Raw genomic sequence first — 20380 nt, forward strand, 5'->3', positions numbered from 1 at the left:
CTACCAGGCGGCCAGCTCGGCGACGAACTCGTCGTAGGACCGGTTCTTCCCTTCGGGCCGGATGACCTTCCCGTCCGCGCCGAGCGCCTTCTCCATGATGCGGGGGGCGTCCGACACCTGATAGGGGGGTTTCCACGGGTGTTCTCTGAGGACCTTTTTGGGGTCGTGGACTTTGGCGAGGTCGCAGCTTTTGTACCTGGCCTTGAGAACCCAGCCGGAATTGACCTTGGTGAACGCGGAGGGGAACTGCATGAGCCAGGCCTCCGTCTCGAAGGCCGCCAGAGCGACCGCCGACGGGCACGAGAAGGCGTTCTGGAGTTCGTCGCTGATGCGTTTGCGGACCTCGACGTACTTCTCCTCGTTCACCAGGTCGAGGTCCACGTGCACCACGAGGCCCGCCAGCTCCGACCGCAGGGAAGCGGCCTGCACCAGTCTGCGGAGTTTGTCGATGCGCGGGGTCAGTTCCTTGTCGGCCGGTCCGAGGCAGGTTTTGTCCCGGAGGTTGACGATCTTCGCATCCGGGCGGAAGGCCCGGACGAGGTGCCAGAGGACCTTCCGGTCGAAGTCACCCTCGCCCGCGACGACTATGACGGAGTCCTTCTTCGGGCCGGCCTTTCCCTTGCCTTTCACAGCCCGCCCCCCAACGTGTTCGCGAACCACAGTTCCCCGATGGGCATGCCTTCGGACGCTTCGATGACCTCGCGCACCTCGTCCGGTGTGAGTGCCGGGATGCGTGACGATCCGTCCGCGTCCCGCTCGCAGACCACGAACTCGTCCGGGGTCAGTTCGCTGACGAACACGGGGGAGTGTGTGGTGACCAGGAACTGCGCCCGGCGGCTCGCTTCCCGCAGTCGCACTGCGAGGAGTTCCAGGGCGTGCGGATGGATGCCGTGGTCGATCTCCTCGATGCAGGTGAGAGCCGGCGGCTCAGGGTCGTGGAAGATCGACAGCAGACACAGAACGCGCACCGTTCCGAAGGAGGCGTCCTCCAAGCGGGTGCGTCCCCGCAGTCCTTCTTCCTCCAGCTCGATCGAGAGGTGGTCGTACGTCCCCGGGGTGTCCACGATGTGGATGTCCCGGATTTGAGGGATCACCGCTCTGACGTCGTCCAGCAGTGCCTCCCAGATGGGCCTGCGGCCCTTTTCGCCTCTGATGGCCCGGAGTGTCTTGAGGAAGTCCGCGAGGTTGGAGGCGTCGTCCTTCAGGTGGCGCCCCGAGCTGGTGATAGGGGAGGGTTTCCGCGCCTCCCGCACATCCGGATCGAAGACGCGGATCCCGGCGACGTGTCCTTTGATCTCCTCCACCGCGTGGGCCGTCGGGCTGTCCGTGACCCAGGGCAGTCGCTGGTGGAGAGCGGACGCCATCCGGTCCAGTCCGACGGCGTCCTTCAGGCCGTCGGACGCGAGGGAGCTGCTGATCTCCGCGGTCGCGCTCTTGAGGTTGAGGGAGGTTTCCGTGTCCTGACGAGGGTGCTGGGTGAACCGCTCCTGCCGGTAGAGGACTTGGCTGCGCGATGACACGCTCCGCCGGTTGACGCTCAGCTCATAGCTGTCCGGCTGCTCCTTCGATGCGTGGTCCGACCAGATGCCCTCGATTCCGATCGTGATCCGGGACACCGGTCTGGAACCACCTCGGAAGGCCACGGTCTCGAAGCCGCCTCGCTCTTCCAGAGCCATTTCGATCCCGCCTTCGGACACGCTGCGCAGGAACTCCAGAGCGTGGAAGACGTTCGACTTGCCCGCCGCGTTCGGGCCGACCATGACGGTCAGTGGCCCGAGCGGCAGTTTCGTGTCGGTCAGGGTGCGGAAGTTCCGCACGGTCAGACCGAGTATCCGGTGGTTCACGCCTCGCGCCCATCCTGGAACGGCCGGGCCGTGACACCCGGTCAGCTGACTGGTCGGCGCACGGCGGACGGTCCCGAGGCATGCCACTGAGTGCTGCTCAGTTCCCCATGTGCATCGTCCACTTGGCGCGTCCGACCACCGAGCATCACGAAGCGTACAACTTACGTCACACCGTCACCAGGTACTTGAACACATCGGCCATGCGGGCCGAAAACGCTCTCTTTTCAAGTGCTTCGGAGCGAACGGACTCTGGTGGGAAGGGATGCGCACGGACGGTGCCGAGGGGGAGCCGCGATGTCCGGACCGCTCTATGTTCCCGTTCTGCCGACGCGGTCGCACGCCGCCGCGGCGTTCCGGCTGCTGTGGCCGGACGTCCGGGCCGCGACCAGGCCGCTGTGGAACCTGCCGCCGCTGCCCGCAGCAACCCCGGAGGCGTTGGCCACGCTGGTCGGCAAGTACGTCGACCCGGTGAGCGCCGTGAGCCGGCACGGCGGATGGATCGACGCTCCCTTCGGTGAGGACGCGCAGACCGCCGCTCTCGCCGAAGAGCTGTCCGTCTACTGCGAGTTGGGACGGCTCCATCCGGTCACCGGGCCGGAGCGGACCGAGGCGCAGCAGACGGGGGCTGTGGAGACAGCCCGCCGCGGCCTGCGCGGACTGGGTGTCCGGGTGCGGGTCGCGGGGGAATGGGACGACGGCCTCGGGGAGGGAGTCCGGGGCCTGCTTGCCCGAACCGGTCCTGAGGTGCCGATGGACCTGCTGCTCGACATGGGAGCGGTCCTCGACGCCCGGCCCGACGCGGGCAAGGAGGCGCTGCGCGCTCTGGACGCTCTGATGCCCTTGGCGGTCTGGCGGAGCGCCGTTCTGCTCGGCGGGGGCTTTCCCCGGGTCACCGCCGACATGCTGGAGGAGGGATGGTGTGAGGGGTCGCGGGCGGAGTGGCGCATGTGGCACGAGGTGCGCGCCACGGGCAGTGCCTATGCTCCGCTGCTCGGTTATGGCGACTACGGGGTGCAGCCCCCGAGCGCCCTCGCGCAGGCCCCGGCACCCGGGAGGAAGGGCGGTCCGCCCTGGGGCGTGCTCCGTTACACCACCGACAGCTCGTACCTCATGTTCAAGATGTTGACCCGGGGGCCCGACCGGATCGCCGTTAACCGCAGCGCCGCCCGCCGGATCGTCGAACTGCCCGAGTTTCGGGGAGCGGGGGCCGGACAGGGCGAGGAATGGCTGAGCGACTGCGCGCACGGTCCGCTCACGACCAGCGAGGGTGTGGGCGGCCCCAAGGAGTGGCTGCGGGAAGGCAACGTCCAGCACATGACGTACGTCGTGCGGAGCCTGCCCGGCGGCTGAGCGGGCCGCCGCCGGGCACCCGGCCGCCCCGTCCCAGCCGCCTTGCCCCGGCGCTCAGCCGAACAGCGGTGCCAGCGCGGTCTCGCCCGCGAGGATCCGCCAGGCGGGCACCCGCACCGTCCGGCTCACTGGGCAGGGCTTGGCCCCGTGGCCTCCGGAGGGCAGTCCGCTGAGCAGGTCGCCTCGCGCGTGGGTCAGCCGGAGGTGTCGCGCGGGGTTTGCTCCCGCTCCCGGACCGGGGTCGATCAGCACCGCCGTGTTCTCGCCGGCGTCGGTGAACAGCAGGTCCACCGGGCGGCCGCCCACCAGAACGGCCCGCTCCAGATCGGTGATGCCCCGTCCCGCCAGGTACTGCTGCAGGCGGTCGGCGAGGTCCGCGCGGGCCTCGGTCACCGGGCCGGACGGGCCGGCCTCGGCCGTCGTGCCGTCGTCGCCCGTTCCCAGCGTCGCCGAGCGCGCGGCGAGCAGGGCGGGCAGGCCGCTCTGGTCCTGCCAGAAGGCACGGCCTCCCACCGTGATCAGCTGCGACTTGGCCCGGGTGACCGCCACGTTCCACAGGTTGACCTGGCTCGCGACCCAGTGCGTCGTCCGGGGCGGTGTGTTGTGCGCCGCCACCGGGCTGAGCACCATCACGTCCCGCTGCCCGCCCTGGAAGGTGTGGACGGTGCCGACCCGGACGCGGTCGTCGTCCCGCCACATCCGTGCCAGTGTCTCCTTCTGCGCCCGGAACGGCGTGACCACTCCCACCGTCGCGTCCGGCGCAAGCCCCGCCAGCAGCCCGTCGACCACGCGCCGGACGGCCTCCGCCTCCACAGTGTTCCGCCAGGACTGCCCGTCGCCGCCGCGCGCCGATTCCCCGGACGGTACGTCGACCCAGCCGAGCACCGGCGCCGGATCGGCCGCTCCCACCGGGTCGTACGACGGCACCTGCCGCCGCACGTCGGTCAGCACCCGCAACCGGCCGCCGTAGCAGTGGCCGTTGACGACGTCCGCGATCCGCGGGTGGCAGCGGTAGTGCTCGTCGAGGAGCAGAGCGCTGTCGCCGTGCTGTTCGGCCGCGTGGTACGAGGAGTACACGTGGTAGGTGAGGCGGTGGTGTTCCAGTTGCGCGGCGCTCAGCCCGGCCCGTACCCGTGCCTGACGTTCCTGCTGCGGTGACACGCCGGGGATGTGCCCGAGCTGCATGGGGTCGCCGATGATCAGTGCCCGGCGGGCCCGGAACAGCAGCGGCAGTACCGACGGGATGGAGCACTGGCTGGCCTCATCGATGACCACGAGATCGAACAGCTTCGGGGCGAGTTCCAGTTGCCGTACCGAGTGGGTGCTGACGGCCCATCCCTTGATGTGCGCCATCAGGTTCTTCTGGCTGCGCTGGTAGCCGGAGCGGCGGCGGAGCGCCTGGAGCCGCTGGTTCATGAGCCCGGTGGCCCGGCCCAGGGCCTCGGCGGACAGCGCGCGGGACAGTTCCGCCGACAGCCCGGACAGCGCCTCCGCCGTCGTGAGCCGGGACCGCTTGAGCCCTTCCTCGTCCCATTCCCCGTGCCGGTGGACGAGTTCCCGCACCTCCCGCTCCACGGACACGATCCCGGCAAGGGACTCCAGCAGTTCGGGCGGCACGGGTCGTCCCGTCGCCCACTCCGGCCATGCCGGTCCGGCATCGTTCGGGCGCTGCTCCGCCCCCGCCGTGACCAGCGCGGCGAGTACACGCCCGCGCCGCCATGACCCTAGCTGCCACCAGCGGGCGCCAGCCGTCTTCCGCGCCCGCTCCGCCCACCGGCCCAGCGCCGCGACGCCGTCGACGTCGGCCGCCCAGACCCCTTCGAGCAGGGACAGGGGCAGCTCCAGGGCTGCGGCCCGCTCCTCCCGGTCGCGGAGCAGTTCCAGCAGCTGCCCTTCCTCGCCGACGCGGTGGGCCGCCTGCGCCCGCAGCCGGTCGGCCGTTCCCCGGGTGTTGCGCAGCTCGCCGCCCACGGTGGCCGACCCGCGCCGCGGTGGCCCGTCCGGTTCGGCGAGCAGCCGTTCCAGTTTGGCCGCCTCCCGCTCCAGCGCCTCCGCGTTGCCCGTCCGCATGAGCAGGCCGGGCGCGATGTCGTCGCAGCGCTGGGCGACGACGTTCACGGCCTCGTTGTTCGTGGAGGCGACCAGCACCGACTGTCCCGCGGCGACACAGGTGGTGACGACCGCCGTGACGACCTCGCTCTTGCCCGTGCCGGGCGGCCCGGTCGCCACGGTCAGCGGCTGGGTCATGGCCGACGCGATCACCAGTTCCTGGCTCTCGTTGCACGGTCCCGGAGCGACGGGCGTCACTGGGTTCGCCGCGACAGCAGTCGGCGCAGGCACCTGCCGGGCCCCACCGTTCAGCAGCGCGTCCAGGGCGGTGCCCACGATCTGCGGGGTCCGCGTGGAGATCTGGAGCAGGTTCTCCACCAGAGCCTGGGTGGCCATGGCCTCCGCGCCCGAAGGCACCAGCAGCACGGCCGCGTTGTGCGCGCCCGGCCGCAGCGCCTGCATCACCGTGCGCTCGCTCAGCGCGGACGGGTCCAGCGGTTCGAGTTCCGGCAGCCCCAGCTCGTCCAGCAACTCCCTGACGGCACGCAGCATCTGGGCGTCGTTGCCCTCCTGCCAGGCCGGCTGCCAGCGCGCGACCAGGTCGGCCGCGTCACCCGCGTCCAGGAGTTCGGAGACGACGCCGCTGTGCAGGGACGGCACACCGCTGGGCCGGAGCACGTCCCGGCCCTCCTCGTCCGGCGCCAGCTCCATCTGCTGGATGAGCAACGGTGCCAGCTCCACCGTCGCGCGCCGCCCCCGGCCAGCGTCCCGCGCGGGCAGCGTGATCGCCGGATAGCCGTACCAGTACTCCTGCCGGGAGCCCGCCTCGGTGTCCGATCCGCTCCGCCCCTCGGGCCGCGGCAACGCTCCGGGCGCGACGATGTGCGGTCCGCGCCCCGACTGGATGGTCTCCTCGCCCTGGGTCAGCAGGAAGTACTTCTTGTCCCGGCCCCCGTCCCGGTCCGGCCGCATCCCGGCCGCCGCCTGCGCGGTGAGGCAGTCCGCGTAGTACCGCAGCAGCCCCTCCCGGTCGACGCCGTTCCGTTCGTCCGCCTCCGCCAGCTGCCGGGCCTTCAGCAGCGCGGGGGAGCGCCGGGCGGTACCGGCGGCGTCCTGGGGCAGCTCAGGGAGCCGCACCGGCCGTGCCACCGACCGGGCGAAGGGAAGGCTCCGCGTCGCCCTGATCGTGGACTTGGTGGGCCGCTGCTCCTCCGGTACGCCGTCGCGGGTCATCTGGGCGGTCAGGTAGTCGAAGAGGTCGTCCGGGGTGATCCAGCCGCCCTCCTTGATCCGGCCGTTGCGCAGCCCCTCGACGATCTCCCCGGTGAACCGGGAGGTGCCGAGACCCGACCCGGGCGGCGCCATCGCGGAGGCCGCCTGGAGTGCGTCGGACGCGGTGATGAAGTACACGCCGGTCGGCCGCAGCAGGGTGCTCGGCGCGGGCCGGTCCGGTTCCCCCGACGGGCCCTTGGCGGTCCAGCCCTGCACGACGGACCCGCTGGAGCAGCAGTCCAGCAGGACCAGTTTGGAGGCGGCCCGACAGGACTGGAGCATCCGCTCCAGGAACTCCGCCGGTACGGCCGTGCCCGGCAGGTCGGCCGGGTCGGTGTCCCGGGTCAGGAAGTACAGCTGGCCGTCCTGCTCGCAGTACTCGCCGTGCCCGCTGAAGTAGAGCAGCGCGGTCTCACTCGGCTGCCGGGCCTCCAGGAACGTCTCGACCGCGTGCAGCATCTCCGCCCGCGTCGGCTCGGCCGCCAGCGCGCACTCGTTGTACATGCCGATCTCGGTGCTCTCCAGCACCGCTCGCATGTAGTGCAGATCGGCGCGTACGGCCGGGAGGTCGGCGTACGTCTCGCTGCCGTACGTGGAGACGCCGATGAGCAACGCGTGCCGGTCGTTGTCGGTCATCGCCGCTCAGCCCGTCGTCGCCGTCGTGTCGTCGTCGCCGTCGTCCGTGAGGAACCGCTCGATCAGCGTGTCGTCCTCGCGGGCCTCCTTGCCGGTGATGTGCAGGGTCGTCCCGTCAGGCCGCTTGACCACGATGGTGCGCTGCGGGATCCGCGCCAACCACGTCTGTACCAGCGAGACCACGAACGAACCGGCGCTCAGCAGCAGCCCGACGGTCTCGGCCGACGGCCCGCCCTTGTCGCCGGCCCCCGCCAGACTGCCGGGCTCGGGCAGGTCCAGCCTGGCCGTGGGGTCCACCTCGCCGAGGGCGGCGAGCAGTTCGCGCGCGTCCTTACGGGCGCGCAGCGGATCCTCGTCGACGACGGAGATCAGGTATCCGGTGTGGTTGTTGTCGGGCATGGCGGTCTCGTAGTCCCCCTGGATTCACCGGCTCCTTGCCGGGCGAACGAGACTAGTGGCCGCCACTGACACCGGATGGCCAAGTGGCGCCGCTGTCACGGCCGTTGGCGTGAAACTGGTCGACGATGGCCGGGTCGTGCGCGTCTCGCGTCAGCCGCAGTTCCGCCCAGACGGTCTTCCCCGGGACACCCACGCGCGGGGCGACCGCCCAGCGGGTCGCCAGCCCCGCCACCATCAGCAGGCCCCGGCCGGACTCCGCGTCGCCGGGCGGCTCCCGGTCGGAGAGCAGCGGGATGCGTTCGGCCCGGGTGTCGGTGACCTCGATGCGCAGAGAGTCGGTGCACTCGGTGAGCCGGACATGGAAGTCCCGTCCGTTGACATGCCCGTGCCGTACGGCGTTGGCGGTCAGCTCGGCCGTGATCAAGGTGAGGGTGTCGTTGACCCGGCCGTCGTAGGGATGCCCCCACGTGTCGAGCCGGTGGGAGACCAGCCTGCGGGCGAGGCGTGCGCCGCGTGGGGAGGAGGTGAAGGCCATCGCGAGCTCGTGGAGGGGGCTGGAGGAGGTCTCGGTCCGGGTCGCGGATTTGCCTGTGGCTTCGGCTTCGGCTTCAGCCTGGGTCTCGGCTTCGGGAGTTCGCCGTGTGGGGGAAGTTCGGCTGTTCATGTGGCCCACGCTGCCGGTGTCGTCCTAGCGTGACCAGATACGGCGCGCACACGGAGAGTCGCTGTAGGTGTGCGGTACGCGGGTGTAGGCGGGGCGGAGCGTGACGGTCAGCGCGAGGGCGCGTTGGCCGGGGGAGGTGGTACGGGGATGAGTGAACCGACGGGGCTTGTGGACGAGGCGCCGGAGAGCGGCGACGGCGAGGGAGAGGGACGGCAGCCGGAATCCGACGCCGGCTCAGGTGTTCTGCGGGTCTTCGGGCGCCAGTTGAAGCGGTTCCGGGTGCGGGCGGTCCTGGAACGGGCGGAGTTCGGCTCCCTCACGGGGTATTCGGTGTCCACCATCGCCGCGTACGAGCAGGGGCGCCGGGTGGCTCCGCCGAGGTTCATCGACCGGGCGGATGAGGTGCTGGACGCGGGCGGGGTCCTCCAGGAGATGAAGGAGGAGGTGGCTCGGGCCCAGTATCCGGCGTTCTTTCGGGATGCGGCGCGGTTGGAGGGGGAGGCGGTTGAGCTGTGGGTGTACGCGACTCAGGCGGTGCCCGGACTGCTTCAGACGGAGGAATACATGCGGGCGGTGTTCGGCATGTGGCGTCCGTTGCTGGACGAGGAAACCCTGGAACAGCGAGTCGCGGCCCGTCTCGCGCGCCAGCATGTCTTCGAGCGCAGGCCTGCGCCCCTGCTGAGCTTTGTCATCGACGAGGCGGTTGTACGTCGGCCGTTGGGCGGCTGGTCAGTCATGCGTGGCCAACTGGAGCAGCTGATGCTGGTCGGCGCGTTCCGGAACGTCGAGGTCCAGATCATGCCGCTCGACCGAGAGGACAACGCAGGCGTGGACGGGCCGTTCACCTTGTTGTACCGCGCTGGAGGTGATCAAGTGGCTTACGTGGAAGCGCAGGGGCGCAGCACAATGGTCAGTGACCGGCAGGAAGTTCAGGGAATCGCGTCGCGGTACGGCATCATCCGTGCGCAGGCTCTCACTCCGCGCGAGTCGCTGGACTTCGTTGAGAAGCTGCTTGGAGAGGTGTGAAGGTGAACGAGACTCCCGGTGCGGTGGCCGAACTGCCCTGGCGTAAGAGCAGCTACAGCGGTGGGGCTGGAGGAGAGTGCGTCGAGGTCGCTGACTGCGCCCATGTGGTCCGTGTTCGTGACTCCAAGGACACTGGCCGACCTGCTCTCTCGGTCGCTGCTGCCGCCTGGATGGCGTTTGTCGGCTTCGCTGCTCAGTAGGCGACAGGTCTGCCCTCGGTGCAGAACCGGGGGCAGACCTGTGTCGGGCCGCGTTGGCCGACTAAGCGTTCACCTTCTCGCGGGCGGGCGGAGTCCAGCGGCCTGCGGCGATATCGGAATCCAGCCGTGCCTGGAAGTGCGCGTGCGCCGCCCGCATTTCGGTCTCGCGGTCGGCCTTGTAGAAGGGCGCCTGGTAGCCCTCGGGAGGCGGCACTACGGTTGGGTTGGACAGGTGCTCAAGGAGCAGTGAATAGGTTTCTTTCAGCTGACCCTGTCCGAACACTCGATAGTTTCCGGAGATACGGCGGCCAGCGAAATCGAAGTACATCTGTGATTCGTAGTCCGCGAGGATCGGGTACCGAGATTTGTAGATCGCCACCAGTTGTTCTGCCGTAATGCCCAGCCACACGGATACGAGAGCGTCCAATTCAACAAGTGCGGCGCGGCGTGCGTACTCCGTCCGCAGGGGTGAATTGCTATCCCATTGTGAAGCGAGTGAAGCTGTGAGGTTAGGCAAATTAGGCCACCTCGTCGCCCAGTTCTCATGTTCGGGCTGTGTAGATTGATACAGCTCATCCCAGAGCGGTTTATATGCGCTAGTTAGGCAGTTCAGTCGTAGCGTGCGGATTAGGAGTGCGTGTGCGAGCGGATGCTCGGGAGTGGGGGATGGCATCTGGTAGGCCTCGGCCAATCTCAGATCGGAGCGACCGGTAATACGCAGTAGGTAGTCCAATGGTAGAGCCGCCCAAAAACCCGCGTTCATTACCGTGAGTCGGTTGTTAGGCAAGGCAATTGAGACTACGGCGTCGATATGTGACGGTCCTGGGGGGATTATGGCGGCGAATAGGCTCCGCTCGGTATCAAAGGGAATCATGCGTCGCCAAGCGAGGCGGAAGTAATCGGTGTAGGGGCGATCGTTCCAATGTTCTTGTTCGGAAAGAAACGTCTCCCTATCTGAGGCGCGAATGTAATTTGTTCGAGGGGTAGCGTCAGTTGGAAGTTGGAGAAGGTCCCAGGGTGACCAGTCTCGGTTTAGGCGGCATGGGATGTCTGGTTGCTTATTCCAGGGTGTGGCGATGCCAAAGTGAGGCCCTTGCAAGATTGCTTCAGAAAGGTTGTTCGGAACCCCGGTAGACCATCGGATGAGACCCTTTTGTTTGCTCGCTTTTTCGTGATAGCCAGGACTGTGATGTGGATCGAAGTCGGAGAGTCGAGTGTGCGCCTTCGAAAGGGCTCGGATGGCGCCTTCTTCGAAAGACGTAACCGGGTAGAGAAGTGCACTCTGCTCTACAGGGACGTCCTCGCGAGCCGCTAGGCGTTGCCATTCGGCGAGTAGCTCTTCGGAGGCGGGGATCACTCGTGCTTGATGTGGCCGGATATCCCATGCTCCCTTATGTTTGATGCCAGGTGGCTCTCCCCCGCCATCGTGCGCAAGTGACGAAAGGAGCGTTTCGGGCAGGAAAATCCAACTTGCATTTCTAAAGGAGATGGGGCGTTGTGATCCGTAGATGTTTACGCTAAATTGCCGAGTCCACTCGATTTCCGTGAAGAGGAGGAGGCGGTTTGAGAAGTGCACGTGGAAACGCAAGTGTCGATATGCTGCGGCCCGCAATTTTCCCTCATGGGCGCCGCTGAAATGGGTATCAGGATGGATCATGCCTGCCATTCCGGCGGTATTCATGTTCGACCAGACTTGGCACATGAATGCGCGATATAGGTCCGGTTGTGTGCCGACTAGCAGAGGATATGTGGTTTCCGCTCCGAGTGTTGTTGCTGAGCCCGCGTTAGTGGCAAGCTCTTTGAGGTAATAGTCCCGCTCAATCTTCCTCAGTGACTCTTCCTTGCGTAGGCGCCATTCTGCTACCCCGGGCCTTTCTGTCAGCGTGAACCAGGGTTCAACTTCGGCAAGAATAAGATCTTCCCGCCACCTCGGCCGAACCCAAGGCGGATTCCCCACCTGCAACTCAAACCCACCCCGCGCAAACACCTGCGCGAACTCCAGCTCCCAGTGGAAGAACCCCTGCGCCTTCGCCACATCCCTCGCCGCGCCCGCCCACAGGAACCGCTCCTCCAGCGACTGGAACCGGTCCATGCCCATCCACTCGGGCAGCTCGTCCTCGTAGTCGGACAGGCGCTTCAGCGTCTGGAACGTCGGCACCAGCGATTCCTCCGGCACATCCTGCGTGCCCAGCAGCGCCTCGGCGAAGTCGATCCAGTCGTCCAGGTCGGCGAGCGCGATGACGTCGCGGCGCTCACCCCTGATCTGCTCCGCGCGGCGGCCGGTGCGGCGGCGGGACACCGAGTCCCGCGTCAGCGTCATCTGCTGGGGCTCGGCGGTGAAACCGGGCAATGCGTCCGCCTCCCAGGCCAGCAGGACATCGTCGGCGCCGCTCTCCGCACCGCCGTTACCCCCCTCGACGCCCACCACCTCGAACTCCGCCGCCCGCGCGGCCAGCGCCTCCGCCCGCGCGTACCGCTCGTCCGTACCGTCCAGCAGCGCCGCGTTCTGTACCGGCCAGAACCACAGCGCGCACCACGCGTCCATGAGCGTCTTGAGGCGCCAGTAGGGGGTGTCCTCCGCCTGGAGCTCGGCAAGAACCGCGTCCCGCTGCACGGCGACCTCCGGCCGGCGCAGCCAGTCGTCCTCCGCTCCCCACACGCGGATGCGACGGGAGATGTCCCGCTCCGACAGCTCCAGCCGTCGTACGACCAGCCCCCACAGGTACTCGGCACGGCGGGCCAGCCCCTGGAGCCGGGCCGTCTGCTTCGCCGTCGGGGACTTCGTGACCGCTTTTCGCCACGCGGCCAGCGCCTTCGCCTCGGCCGGGGCGAGTGCCTTGGCCTCCTTCTCGGCGGCGACGGCGCCCCACTCCTTCGCCGGGAGGAGGAAATGGTGCACCGCGCCTTCCGGGAGTGACGCACCCCCTACCGCCTCCGCCAGCGGGAAGCGTTCCGGAGTAGCCCCCAGCCAGCCGCCCTTCTTCAGCCGGTCGGCCGCGTACACCTCCCGCCGCCCGCCGATCAGTGAGTTGCCGCGCCGCAGGTGCAAGCCGAACCAGGGCGCCTCCATGCCAGGGTGCATGGTGTTGAGCCACAACGACACCTCGGCCAACTCAACGGCCGTCTCGTTGAGGTCGACGCCGTAGGAGTTGTGCAGGGCGATGTACGCCTTCGTCTTCTGCAGTTCGACGGCGTACTGGTCCGTGTCGATCGACCGGCCCAGCTCGGTCTGCCTGCGCCGCAGATACTCCGCCGCGACCTGGTTGATCGCCTCGTTGAGGAACGCGCCCGAGCCGAGGGCCGGTTCGCAGATCCGCCAGTCCAGGAGGTCTTTTGCCTCCGTGGTGTCGGTGAGGAGCTGTTGGAGGGCCAGTTGCACGGTGACCCGCGTCAGCGACTCCGGTGTGTAGTACGACGCGGAGGTCTGCCGGTCGCGGCCGGAGAGGCGGTACACGAACGAGCCCGGCGCGTGCCGTACGCGGAGTTCCTCACCGGTGACCCGGTCCCGGCGTCGTACGAACACGGAGTCGTCGTAGTCGGCGATCTTCGACTTGGGGACCAGCCAGGAACCGTCCTTCGGGTCACCGTGCTTTGCGACCTCGTACAGCTCCTCGCCCGCGATGAAGCCGCTGTACGACATCAGGCCCTCGTAGACCGCGCCGAGCTGGTTGATGCCGAGCTGCGCGTACGAGATGAAGCCGCCGCGTTCCCCCCGCTTCCCCTGGGTGATCATCAGGCTGTGCAGCACCTGATGGAGGGTGGCGTTACGCAGCCGGGTGTCCAGGTAGCGGACGGACTCGCCCCGGGCCAGGGCCTCGTCCGAGTCGTGGCGCGGGTCGGGGAGACTGTCCGCGCCGATCAGCCGGATGGCGTCGCGTTCGAACAGCTTGCTGTGCAGCGGCTCGAAGCGCAGGCCGACGTCCTCGCTGGTCTTCTCGTCCGCCGTGTCGTCGCCGGCCGCTTCCACGCCGTGTGTGCGGCGCGGGCGGTAGCCGTCCTGCACCTTGCGGAACAGCAGGTCCAGGGACTCGTAGAGGTAGAAGCCGTTGCGGGCCGTGTCGCCCACCGGTTCGCGCTCGGCGACGAGTTCACCTAGCCGGCCGAGTCCGTAGCCCTGCTGGTACTCGGGATAGTCGGCGGGCAGGATGCCCAGTTCGGGGCGGGCCTCCGCGTACAGCAGGAACAGGATCCGGTAGAGGTAGCGCAACGACTCGCGGGTCAATCGGCGTCCGAGGTCGGGGAGTTCGCCGATGTCCTCGGGGCGCACGCCCTGCCCGTGCAGTCGCTGGAGCACCTCGTTCGCGATGAGTTCGACGCTCTTGCGCAGGCCGTCGCGGAGTTCGCTGGAGACGCCGACCGCGTGCTTGGCCGACTTGCCGACCAGCTCGGCCAGCGGATTCTCACCGCCCTCCTCCGGAGTACGCAGCGAGTCCGCGCCGAACAGCGCGGCCACCGTGTCGAGTTCGCCGCCCGCCCGGGTGTCGTTGCGCTGGAGCGCCATGTCCAGGGAGACACCGAGATAGCGTCCCTCGCCCCACACCGCGCGGTCGGCCAGGACGATCACCCCGCCGCCGAGCAGCAGCACGTACCGGGGCGGCTCCTCGCAGGCGAACAGGAAGGAGGCGAGCTTGGAGCCGGTCTCCACCGGGTGCGGGCCGTCGAGCGGCACCGGTTCCAGGAGGCGTCCCCGGCCCTTCGGGTCGAGTGCCGCGTCGGGTTCGGCGGCCCAGCCGCAGTCCAGCGCGACCAGGCCCTTCTCAGCGTGGGCGACCGGGACCTCGTAACGCTGGCCCGCGCGCTCGACGGACAGGACGCGCGGCTTCGCGTCGTAGCCGAGCGCGCGCAGCACCTCGGCGTTGAGCGCCCGTACCTGCTCTCGCCACTTCGGTGCCCGGTAGGTCAGGAAGTCGTCGTCGGTGTCGCGGACGGAGATGATGCCGTCCTCGTCCTCGGGCAGGGCGAAGAAGGACCGCGCGCGGAAGTAGCCCCGGCGTAGCACCCGCAGCCCGGCGCGCGGGGTCACCGGGAGTTCGGTACGGCCGGGCGTCGGCGCGGCGGACGCCTCCTCCTCGGTTCCGTCGTCGCCGGCGGGCGGCTTCGCCGCCTCCTCGCGCTCCTTCCACCTCTGGAGCAGGCCCGACTTGAGATCCTTCGGCAGCACCTCGGCCAGGTAGTGAGCCGAGAAGTAGTCGCCACGGTTGACCAGGGAGTCGTACGTCATGACAGGGCTTCTCTCAGGGGGTCACAGGGCGGCGTTCGGGGGCGCGTAGCGGAAGGCGGACGACGACGCCGCGAGGGAGACGGGCGGGGCCTCGCCGCCGTTCCCGCGGTCGCTGGCGGGTTCGGTGTCCGGTACCAGCACCGCGAGGACCCGCAGCAGGGGCCTGCCCGTCGTCAGCAGGGAGTCGGCGAGATCGGCGAGGCGTTCCCGGGTACGTTCCCCGTCCAGCGTGGGCTGTTTCCAGGCGCCGAGCCGCAGCTTGTACTCCTCGACGGGGCGGCGCAGCGGTTCGTCCCAGGCGTCGCGGTGGGCGTTGAGGAACGACTCGGCCGTCTCCAGCACCCGGGGGAGGGCGGCGCGCAGCGGCTCGGGATCGAGGTAGCCCCGCTTGTTCGCCATGGCCGGGCCGACACCGGCGCGCCGCAGCAGGGAGACCATGTCGTCGACGGCCAGTCCCTCCCAGAAGTAGTTCTTCTTCCCGTCCTCCGCCACAACGACGAACTGCCGCCAGGTCACGCCCATCCACTTCACGACGGTCGGTCGGCCCAGCTTGTTGGAGTACACGCCCTGGACCAGGTAGACCGGCTCCGCCACGTTCGACGTGATCATCGGCGCCTCCTGGCGGCCGAGTCCGACGAGGACCTTGTCGGTGAGCCAGTCGACGACCGGGTGCAGGTCCGTGAGCAGGGAGATCTCCGGCCAGCTCGACGTGGACGACTGGCGGGCGCGTTGCAGGGAGTGCTCGGCGAGGCGGCGGTTGAAGGTCACCAGGAGCCGTTCCCGCAGGCGCTGCTCGCGCAGATAGTCCGAGGGGAGCGCTTTGAGGCGGTGGACGAGTTCCGCCGGCGGGCGGAAGGAGAGCAGCCCGGACTGCTGGTCGCGGTCCAGGCCCAGTCGGTCACGGGCGTCCGGGTACACCTCACGCAGCGCCTCGTCCACGAAGTGGGCGGTGGAATCGAAGAGCCGGGGGAGCACCGGGCTCGTGTCGTCGGCGCTAGCCGACGACGGCGCTCCGGCCGGAGTCGGCGCGGTGCCCTCGTCCGCGCTCGGAGCCCCGGACGCCTCGGCGGTCGCGTCCACCGCGCCGAAGAAGTCCGCGAGGAAGTCCTCAAGACCGGCGTCCTGGCCGTCGGCGGCGGAGCGGTGCGTGTCCAGGGACTCGTCGACGGTCCTGCCGCTCAGCAGATCCTGGATGAGGGACCGCTCCTCCGCCTCCGCACGGTACAGGCCGGTCACCGCCTCCGCCGTGCCCAGCGAGCGGTGCGCCTGGTCCTCGCGTTCCAGCAGCCGCTCGGCGACCACCGTGTCGTCCTTGGCGCCCGGCACCTCGCTGGTCAGGATCAACGCCCGGAACTCCGGCGGGTGAGCCTGCCCGTAACGGTCGATACGGCCGTTGCGCTGCTCGATCCGGATCAGCGACCACGGCACGTCGTAGTGCACCAGCTGGTGACACTGCCGGTGCAGGTTGACGCCCTCGGAGGCCACGTCACCGGTAAGCAGGACCCGGACGGGCGTGTCGGCCAGGCCGAACTCCTCGACGCGGGCCATCTGCTGCTCGTCCGAGAGTCCGCCGTGCATGACGCGGACGCAGTCGAGGGCCGCGCGGCCCCGGAAGCCGAGGGCTGCGGGCAGCACCTCGGACAGCCACTCCAGGGTCTGGACCCGCTCGGAGAACACCACGACCCGCGCCTCGGAACCGGGTCCCACTCCGATCTCCTCGCGCAACTGCCGTACCAGGGCGGCGAACTTCGCGGAGTCCGTCTCACCGAGACCGGCGGCCAGCTCCGACAGCCGGTACAGGGCGGCGAGTTCGGCCTCGGTACCGCGCCGGTCCTCCTTCTTCTCCAGCGTCCTGATCCGCGCGGACACCGTGGCCCGCAGCGCGGCGTGGGAGGACAGGAAGGACTTCAGCAGCGTGTAGGGGAAGAGAGGGACGGCGCTGACCGAGGCGCCGCCGTCACCGGGCAGCCAGACGGCGGCCAGCTCCTCGAAGATCTTCTCCTCGGCGGGGGTGGCCGGACAGTGCACCGAGCGGGACGGACCCCGGTCCGCCCACTGGCCCTTCATCTGCTCGCGGACCTCGGGGCTGATCTTCGTCCGCCGGATGAACAGGTGCTCGATGTCGGCCGCGCGGTAGTTCTCCGGGTCCCGGATCGCCACCGGGTCCAGCAGCCGGATCAGTTCGGCGAAGGACTTGGCGTCACCGTTGTGCGGGGTCGCGGAGGCGAGGATCAGGGCGTCCGTACGAGGGGCGAGCGTGCGCGCGAGCTGGTTGCGCAGCGAACCGGGGTTGATCAGGTTGTGAGACTCGTCGATGACGACCGCGTCCCAGCGGATCTGCTCCAGATGGTGCTTGTACTGGTGGGTGTTCTTGAGCGTGTCGATGGAGACGATGATCCGCTTGAACGAGGTGAACGGGTTGCGGCCGGCCGGGATCTCCCGCTGGATGCGCTCGATGCCCACCGAGTCCAGCCGCACCAGCGGGATCGCGAACCGGGTCCACAGCTCGTGCTGGAACTGCTCCAGCACATGCTGCGGGGTGACCACCAGGATCCGCTCGCCCCGGCCTCGGCGGATCAGCTCGGCCAGGGTCAGCCCGATCTCCAGGGTCTTGCCGAGGCCCACCACGTCCGCGATCAGCAGCCGCGGGCGCAGATTGGCACCGGACAGGGCCAGCTGGGCCGGGCGCCGCTGGTAGGGCAGCGGGTCCATCAGGAACGAGTCGGCGAGCGCCAGACGTTGTTCCGACTGGGGCAGCGCGGTGCGGCGCAGCACCGCCTCCAGGAACAGCCGGGAGCGACGATAGTTCGGGGAGTCGTCCCTGACGAGCGTGGTCGCGCCCGGATCGAGCAGTTCGATACGGTCCAGGCCGGAGAAGAACACGGCCTCCTGGTCACGGACAAACTCCGACACCCCCACGACCTCGATGCGCGTACCGTCGTCCGCCGTCGGCATCGAGCTTTTGACCAGCCACTCCTCGTCCCGCACGACCACCAGGGCACCCGCCGGATACTGATCCCGGCCGCTCGTGGCGCCGGTCTGGTCCGCGCTGGTCTGGACGGCGGTCACCCGTGGCCTCCTGAGGCGATTCGATCGTGCGTGTGTGGGCGTGGCCCTCGTGAGGGCCCGCCCATTATCGCGGGTATGCGGGGCGTACGGGTCAGAAGGGTGTACTGGCCGCATACGCCTCGCGCAGCCGCCGAGCGGTGATCCGGGCCTGCGCCGAACTCCGCGGGGAAGGGCCGTCAGCGCCGCCGCGCCCGGACGCGCGGCGCGGCGACAGCGGAGCGGCGGATTCCGCGGCGGTCGCGTCCTGCCCCGGACCGGCGGCGGTGGCCCCGGACCGAGACGGTTCACGGGTGGCCGACGCGGAGGCGGAACGGGCGTCGGCGAACGGCTCCGGAGGCACGTCGACACGGCGGAAGAGAAGACGGGGATCGGCGGACGGCTCCGCCGGAACGGGCACCGGTGGTGCGGCGGGGGCGGCGGCGCCGGGGACCGGGGGCATCTCGGGGCCGGTCTGGACGTGGTGCGGCGGCAGCTCCGAGCCCACCTGGACGGGGTCCGACGGCACCTCGGGGCCGGCGGGGACGCCGTCCTGCCCTCGTCGGGCCGACGGGGGGCCCGCCGCTTCCCGTTCCCACGCGTCGGGCTCGGCAGGTTCGGCCGTGGGGAGAGTCCCGGCCGTCCCGGGCGCTGTGCGCACCCTTGGTCCGGACGCGCGGCCGACGGCGAGGAGGTCGTCCAGGACGTGGGTCGGAGCGGCCGTGTACGTGGTGAGCCTCCGGCGGGCCTGGGCGACCTTCAGCCCCTGTGCCTCGATCAGCGCGCGGCAGCGCCGTACCACCTCGGCGAGATCCGGCCGGTCCTGCGGGCGGTGGGCCAGCATGGCGGTGAGCAGCGGCACGAGCTCGTCCGGAGCTCCGGACAGATCCGGTGCGAACGCGGGGTCGACGACGTGGTGGAACAGGAGGTGGATGTTGTCGGCGCGGTAGGGCGGATGGCCCGAGGCGGCGAAGAGCAGGACGGCGCCCAGCGCGTACACGTCGACCGCGGGTGTCAGGGGCTTCTCGCCGTTCGCCTGCTCAGGCGGCATGCAGGAGGGTGTGCCGACGACCGTGTGCGGCGCGGTCAGCGACACGCTGGACTCCGCGAACACCGCGAGCCCGAAGTCGATCACCTTCGGTCCGTTCGGCCCGAGGAGCACGTTGGCCGGCTTCAGATCACGGTGCAGCAGACCCTGCCGGTGCACCGTGGCCAGGGCCTCGGCCAGGGTCGCGCCCAGCGCCGCCGTCAGCAGCGAGGGCAGCGGGCCGTGGGCGGCCACGTGGCGACTCAGGTCGAGACCCTCGACGTACTCGGTCGCCAGCCACGGCCGCTCCGCCTCCGGGTCGGCGTCCAGAAGGGCGGCGATCCGGGCACCCCAGATCGTCTTGAGGATCTCCACTTCTTGTGCGAACCTCGTCCGCGTCTCGGAGTCGACCACAGACGGCTTGATCACCTTCACGGCGGCCGGTTCCCCACCAGGCGACTCGCCCAGGTACACCTGGCCCATCCCGCCCTGTCCGATCCGGCCGAGCAGTTCGTATCCGCCCAGCTCGATGGGGTCGTCTGGACCGAGGGGGGCGATGTGCACCTGAGGCCTCACTTTCAAGACGGTCGAACCGGGGCAGGCACCCCCTGCCAAGCTAGACCACGCCACGAGGGAAGGTCATGCCGCTCAGCTCGGGTGACGTGGGCGAACCCTGATCCAGGCCGCGGTGAAGGTGCGCCGGCTCCGCAGAGGGGGCCGCCTCGCGTCACTCTTCGTCGGCCGTGCCCGTACCCGTGCTGGTGTCCGGCTCAGCGACCGGAGGTGGCGTCGGCGGAGCCTGCGTCGGCTCGGGCAGACTGCCGACGGGCCGGTACCCCCTCTTCCCGTTGGGGTCCAACTGCGGTCGTGTCTCGGTCACCTGCTGGGTCTCCCTCTTCGGCTCGGGGAAGTACCTCGACGAAGTCGAGGAACTCCACATCATCCATCCGAATATAGATCCCACCGGAATGCGGCAGTGGATGTTCGAAAAGTCCGGCGCCGGACACGGCCCATGTGGTCTGCAGGTACAGGTCTGCGGCCTCCGGATAGCCAGAGGTGTAGGACCTTTCCCCGTAGTACCCGCCCACCCAGAGGCCGCTCTTCAGACGGGCGCGTACCAGACAGTGGCTCCGACGTTGGAAGACCTTGTCCCACGCTGTGGGGATGGGATCGTAGGTGGACCGGCTTCCTCGCGAGCCCAGCCATGAGGTGAGCCAGGCGGCAGCGGCCGGCACCACGATCAACAGAGTTGTCGCTGCCAACGCGGCGATGCGAGGGTTGTCGGCCGTGCCGGTCAGCCAGCCCCGGCGACGGTCGTAGACGAGGTGCACCAGCCACGGGCCGGCGAGCAGGACGTAAAGGGCGTCGAGAGCGATACCCGCGGTCACGGCTCGGAGTATGCGCTCTCCGAGGTCTCTGTGGCCCGGGACCGGACCACGGGCGCGTTCGCGGACGAACTGGTAGGTCACGCCGGGGAGTACCAGAAGAAGAACGATCACGACCTGGGTGACCGTGGTGGGCGCGTGCGGCATCGTCGTATGCCCTTCCGAACAGCGGGTGCAGGATCCTCGCGACCTGACGGCGTGATGTCCCCTGAACCCGCGATGACTTGCGGGTACCCCAGACATACTGGCGTGGCGATTGCTC

Annotated in this window: 12 protein-coding genes; 3 read left to right on the forward strand and 9 right to left on the reverse strand. The window is 69.2% G+C overall.

Annotated features, from left to right (window positions below):
• Together ACIPSJ_RS05115 and ACIPSJ_RS05120 are read right to left on the reverse strand one after the other, a co-directional pair.
• Positions 1-660, reverse strand: a complete 660-nt coding sequence (locus ACIPSJ_RS05115) for a hypothetical protein (RefSeq protein ID WP_401343518.1) — start codon at positions 658-660, stop codon at positions 1-3.
• On the reverse strand, positions 627-1844 hold the full coding sequence (locus tag ACIPSJ_RS05120) for an AAA family ATPase (RefSeq protein ID WP_401343521.1): 1218 nt from the start codon (positions 1842-1844) through the stop codon (positions 627-629). Before ACIPSJ_RS05120 ends, ACIPSJ_RS05115 begins: the two co-directional genes overlap by 34 nt.
• Before the next feature lie 294 nt (positions 1845-2138).
• Between ACIPSJ_RS05120 and ACIPSJ_RS05125 the strand changes: the two genes are divergently transcribed.
• On the forward strand, positions 2139-3194 hold the full coding sequence (locus tag ACIPSJ_RS05125; protein ID WP_401343524.1) for a beta family protein: 1056 nt from the start codon (positions 2139-2141) through the stop codon (positions 3192-3194).
• Positions 3195-3248: 54 nt separating this feature from the next.
• Here the strand turns inward: ACIPSJ_RS05125 and ACIPSJ_RS05130 are convergent, their stop codons facing one another.
• Genes ACIPSJ_RS05130 through ACIPSJ_RS05140 form a run of 3 tightly spaced genes read right to left on the reverse strand, consistent with a single transcriptional unit; the run spans position 3249 to position 8085 of the window.
• Positions 3249-7151 carry an AAA domain-containing protein gene (locus tag ACIPSJ_RS05130; RefSeq protein WP_401343526.1) on the reverse strand — a complete coding sequence of 1301 codons (3903 nt, stop codon included), beginning with the start codon at positions 7149-7151 and terminating at the stop codon, positions 3249-3251.
• A 6-nt stretch (positions 7152-7157) separates the two neighbouring features.
• Positions 7158-7550, reverse strand: coding sequence for a hypothetical protein (locus ACIPSJ_RS05135; RefSeq protein ID WP_401343529.1), 393 nt, complete (start codon positions 7548-7550; stop codon positions 7158-7160).
• A 52-nt stretch (positions 7551-7602) separates the two neighbouring features.
• Positions 7603-8085, reverse strand: a complete 483-nt coding sequence (locus ACIPSJ_RS05140) for an ATP-binding protein (protein WP_401343532.1) — start codon at positions 8083-8085, stop codon at positions 7603-7605.
• Positions 8086-8361: 276 nt separating this feature from the next.
• Here ACIPSJ_RS05140 and ACIPSJ_RS05145 point away from each other — a divergent pair, with 276 nt between their 5' ends.
• Together ACIPSJ_RS05145 and ACIPSJ_RS05150 are read left to right on the forward strand one after the other, a co-directional pair.
• Positions 8362-9240, forward strand: a complete 879-nt coding sequence (locus tag ACIPSJ_RS05145; RefSeq protein ID WP_401343535.1) for a helix-turn-helix domain-containing protein — start codon at positions 8362-8364, stop codon at positions 9238-9240.
• Positions 9241-9263: 23 nt separating this feature from the next.
• Entirely contained in the window at positions 9264-9440 is a 177-nt protein-coding gene (locus tag ACIPSJ_RS05150; protein ID WP_401344580.1) for a DUF397 domain-containing protein, read from the forward strand.
• A 61-nt stretch (positions 9441-9501) separates the two neighbouring features.
• Here ACIPSJ_RS05150 and ACIPSJ_RS05155 read toward each other — a convergent pair whose 3' ends face one another.
• The 4 genes from ACIPSJ_RS05155 to ACIPSJ_RS05170 all read right to left on the reverse strand — a co-directional run bounded on the left by ACIPSJ_RS05155 (position 9502) and on the right by ACIPSJ_RS05170 (position 20265).
• Positions 9502-14661, reverse strand: a complete 5160-nt coding sequence (locus ACIPSJ_RS05155) for a class I SAM-dependent DNA methyltransferase (protein WP_401343538.1) — start codon at positions 14659-14661, stop codon at positions 9502-9504.
• Between the two features lie 21 nt (positions 14662-14682).
• On the reverse strand, positions 14683-17730 hold the full coding sequence (locus ACIPSJ_RS05160) for an SNF2-related protein (RefSeq protein WP_401343541.1): 3048 nt from the start codon (positions 17728-17730) through the stop codon (positions 14683-14685).
• 91 nt (positions 17731-17821) lie between these two features.
• Positions 17822-19297, reverse strand: coding sequence for a serine/threonine-protein kinase (locus ACIPSJ_RS05165; RefSeq protein ID WP_401343544.1), 1476 nt, complete (start codon positions 19295-19297; stop codon positions 17822-17824).
• A gap of 206 nt (positions 19298-19503) precedes the next feature.
• Positions 19504-20265, reverse strand: coding sequence for a DUF6338 family protein (locus tag ACIPSJ_RS05170; RefSeq protein ID WP_401343547.1), 762 nt, complete (start codon positions 20263-20265; stop codon positions 19504-19506).
• Between the last annotated feature and the right edge of the window lie 115 nt (positions 20266-20380).

The organism is Streptomyces sp. NPDC090088 (assembly GCF_044747345.1).
Taxonomy (GTDB): Bacteria; Actinomycetota; Actinomycetes; order Streptomycetales; family Streptomycetaceae; genus Streptomyces.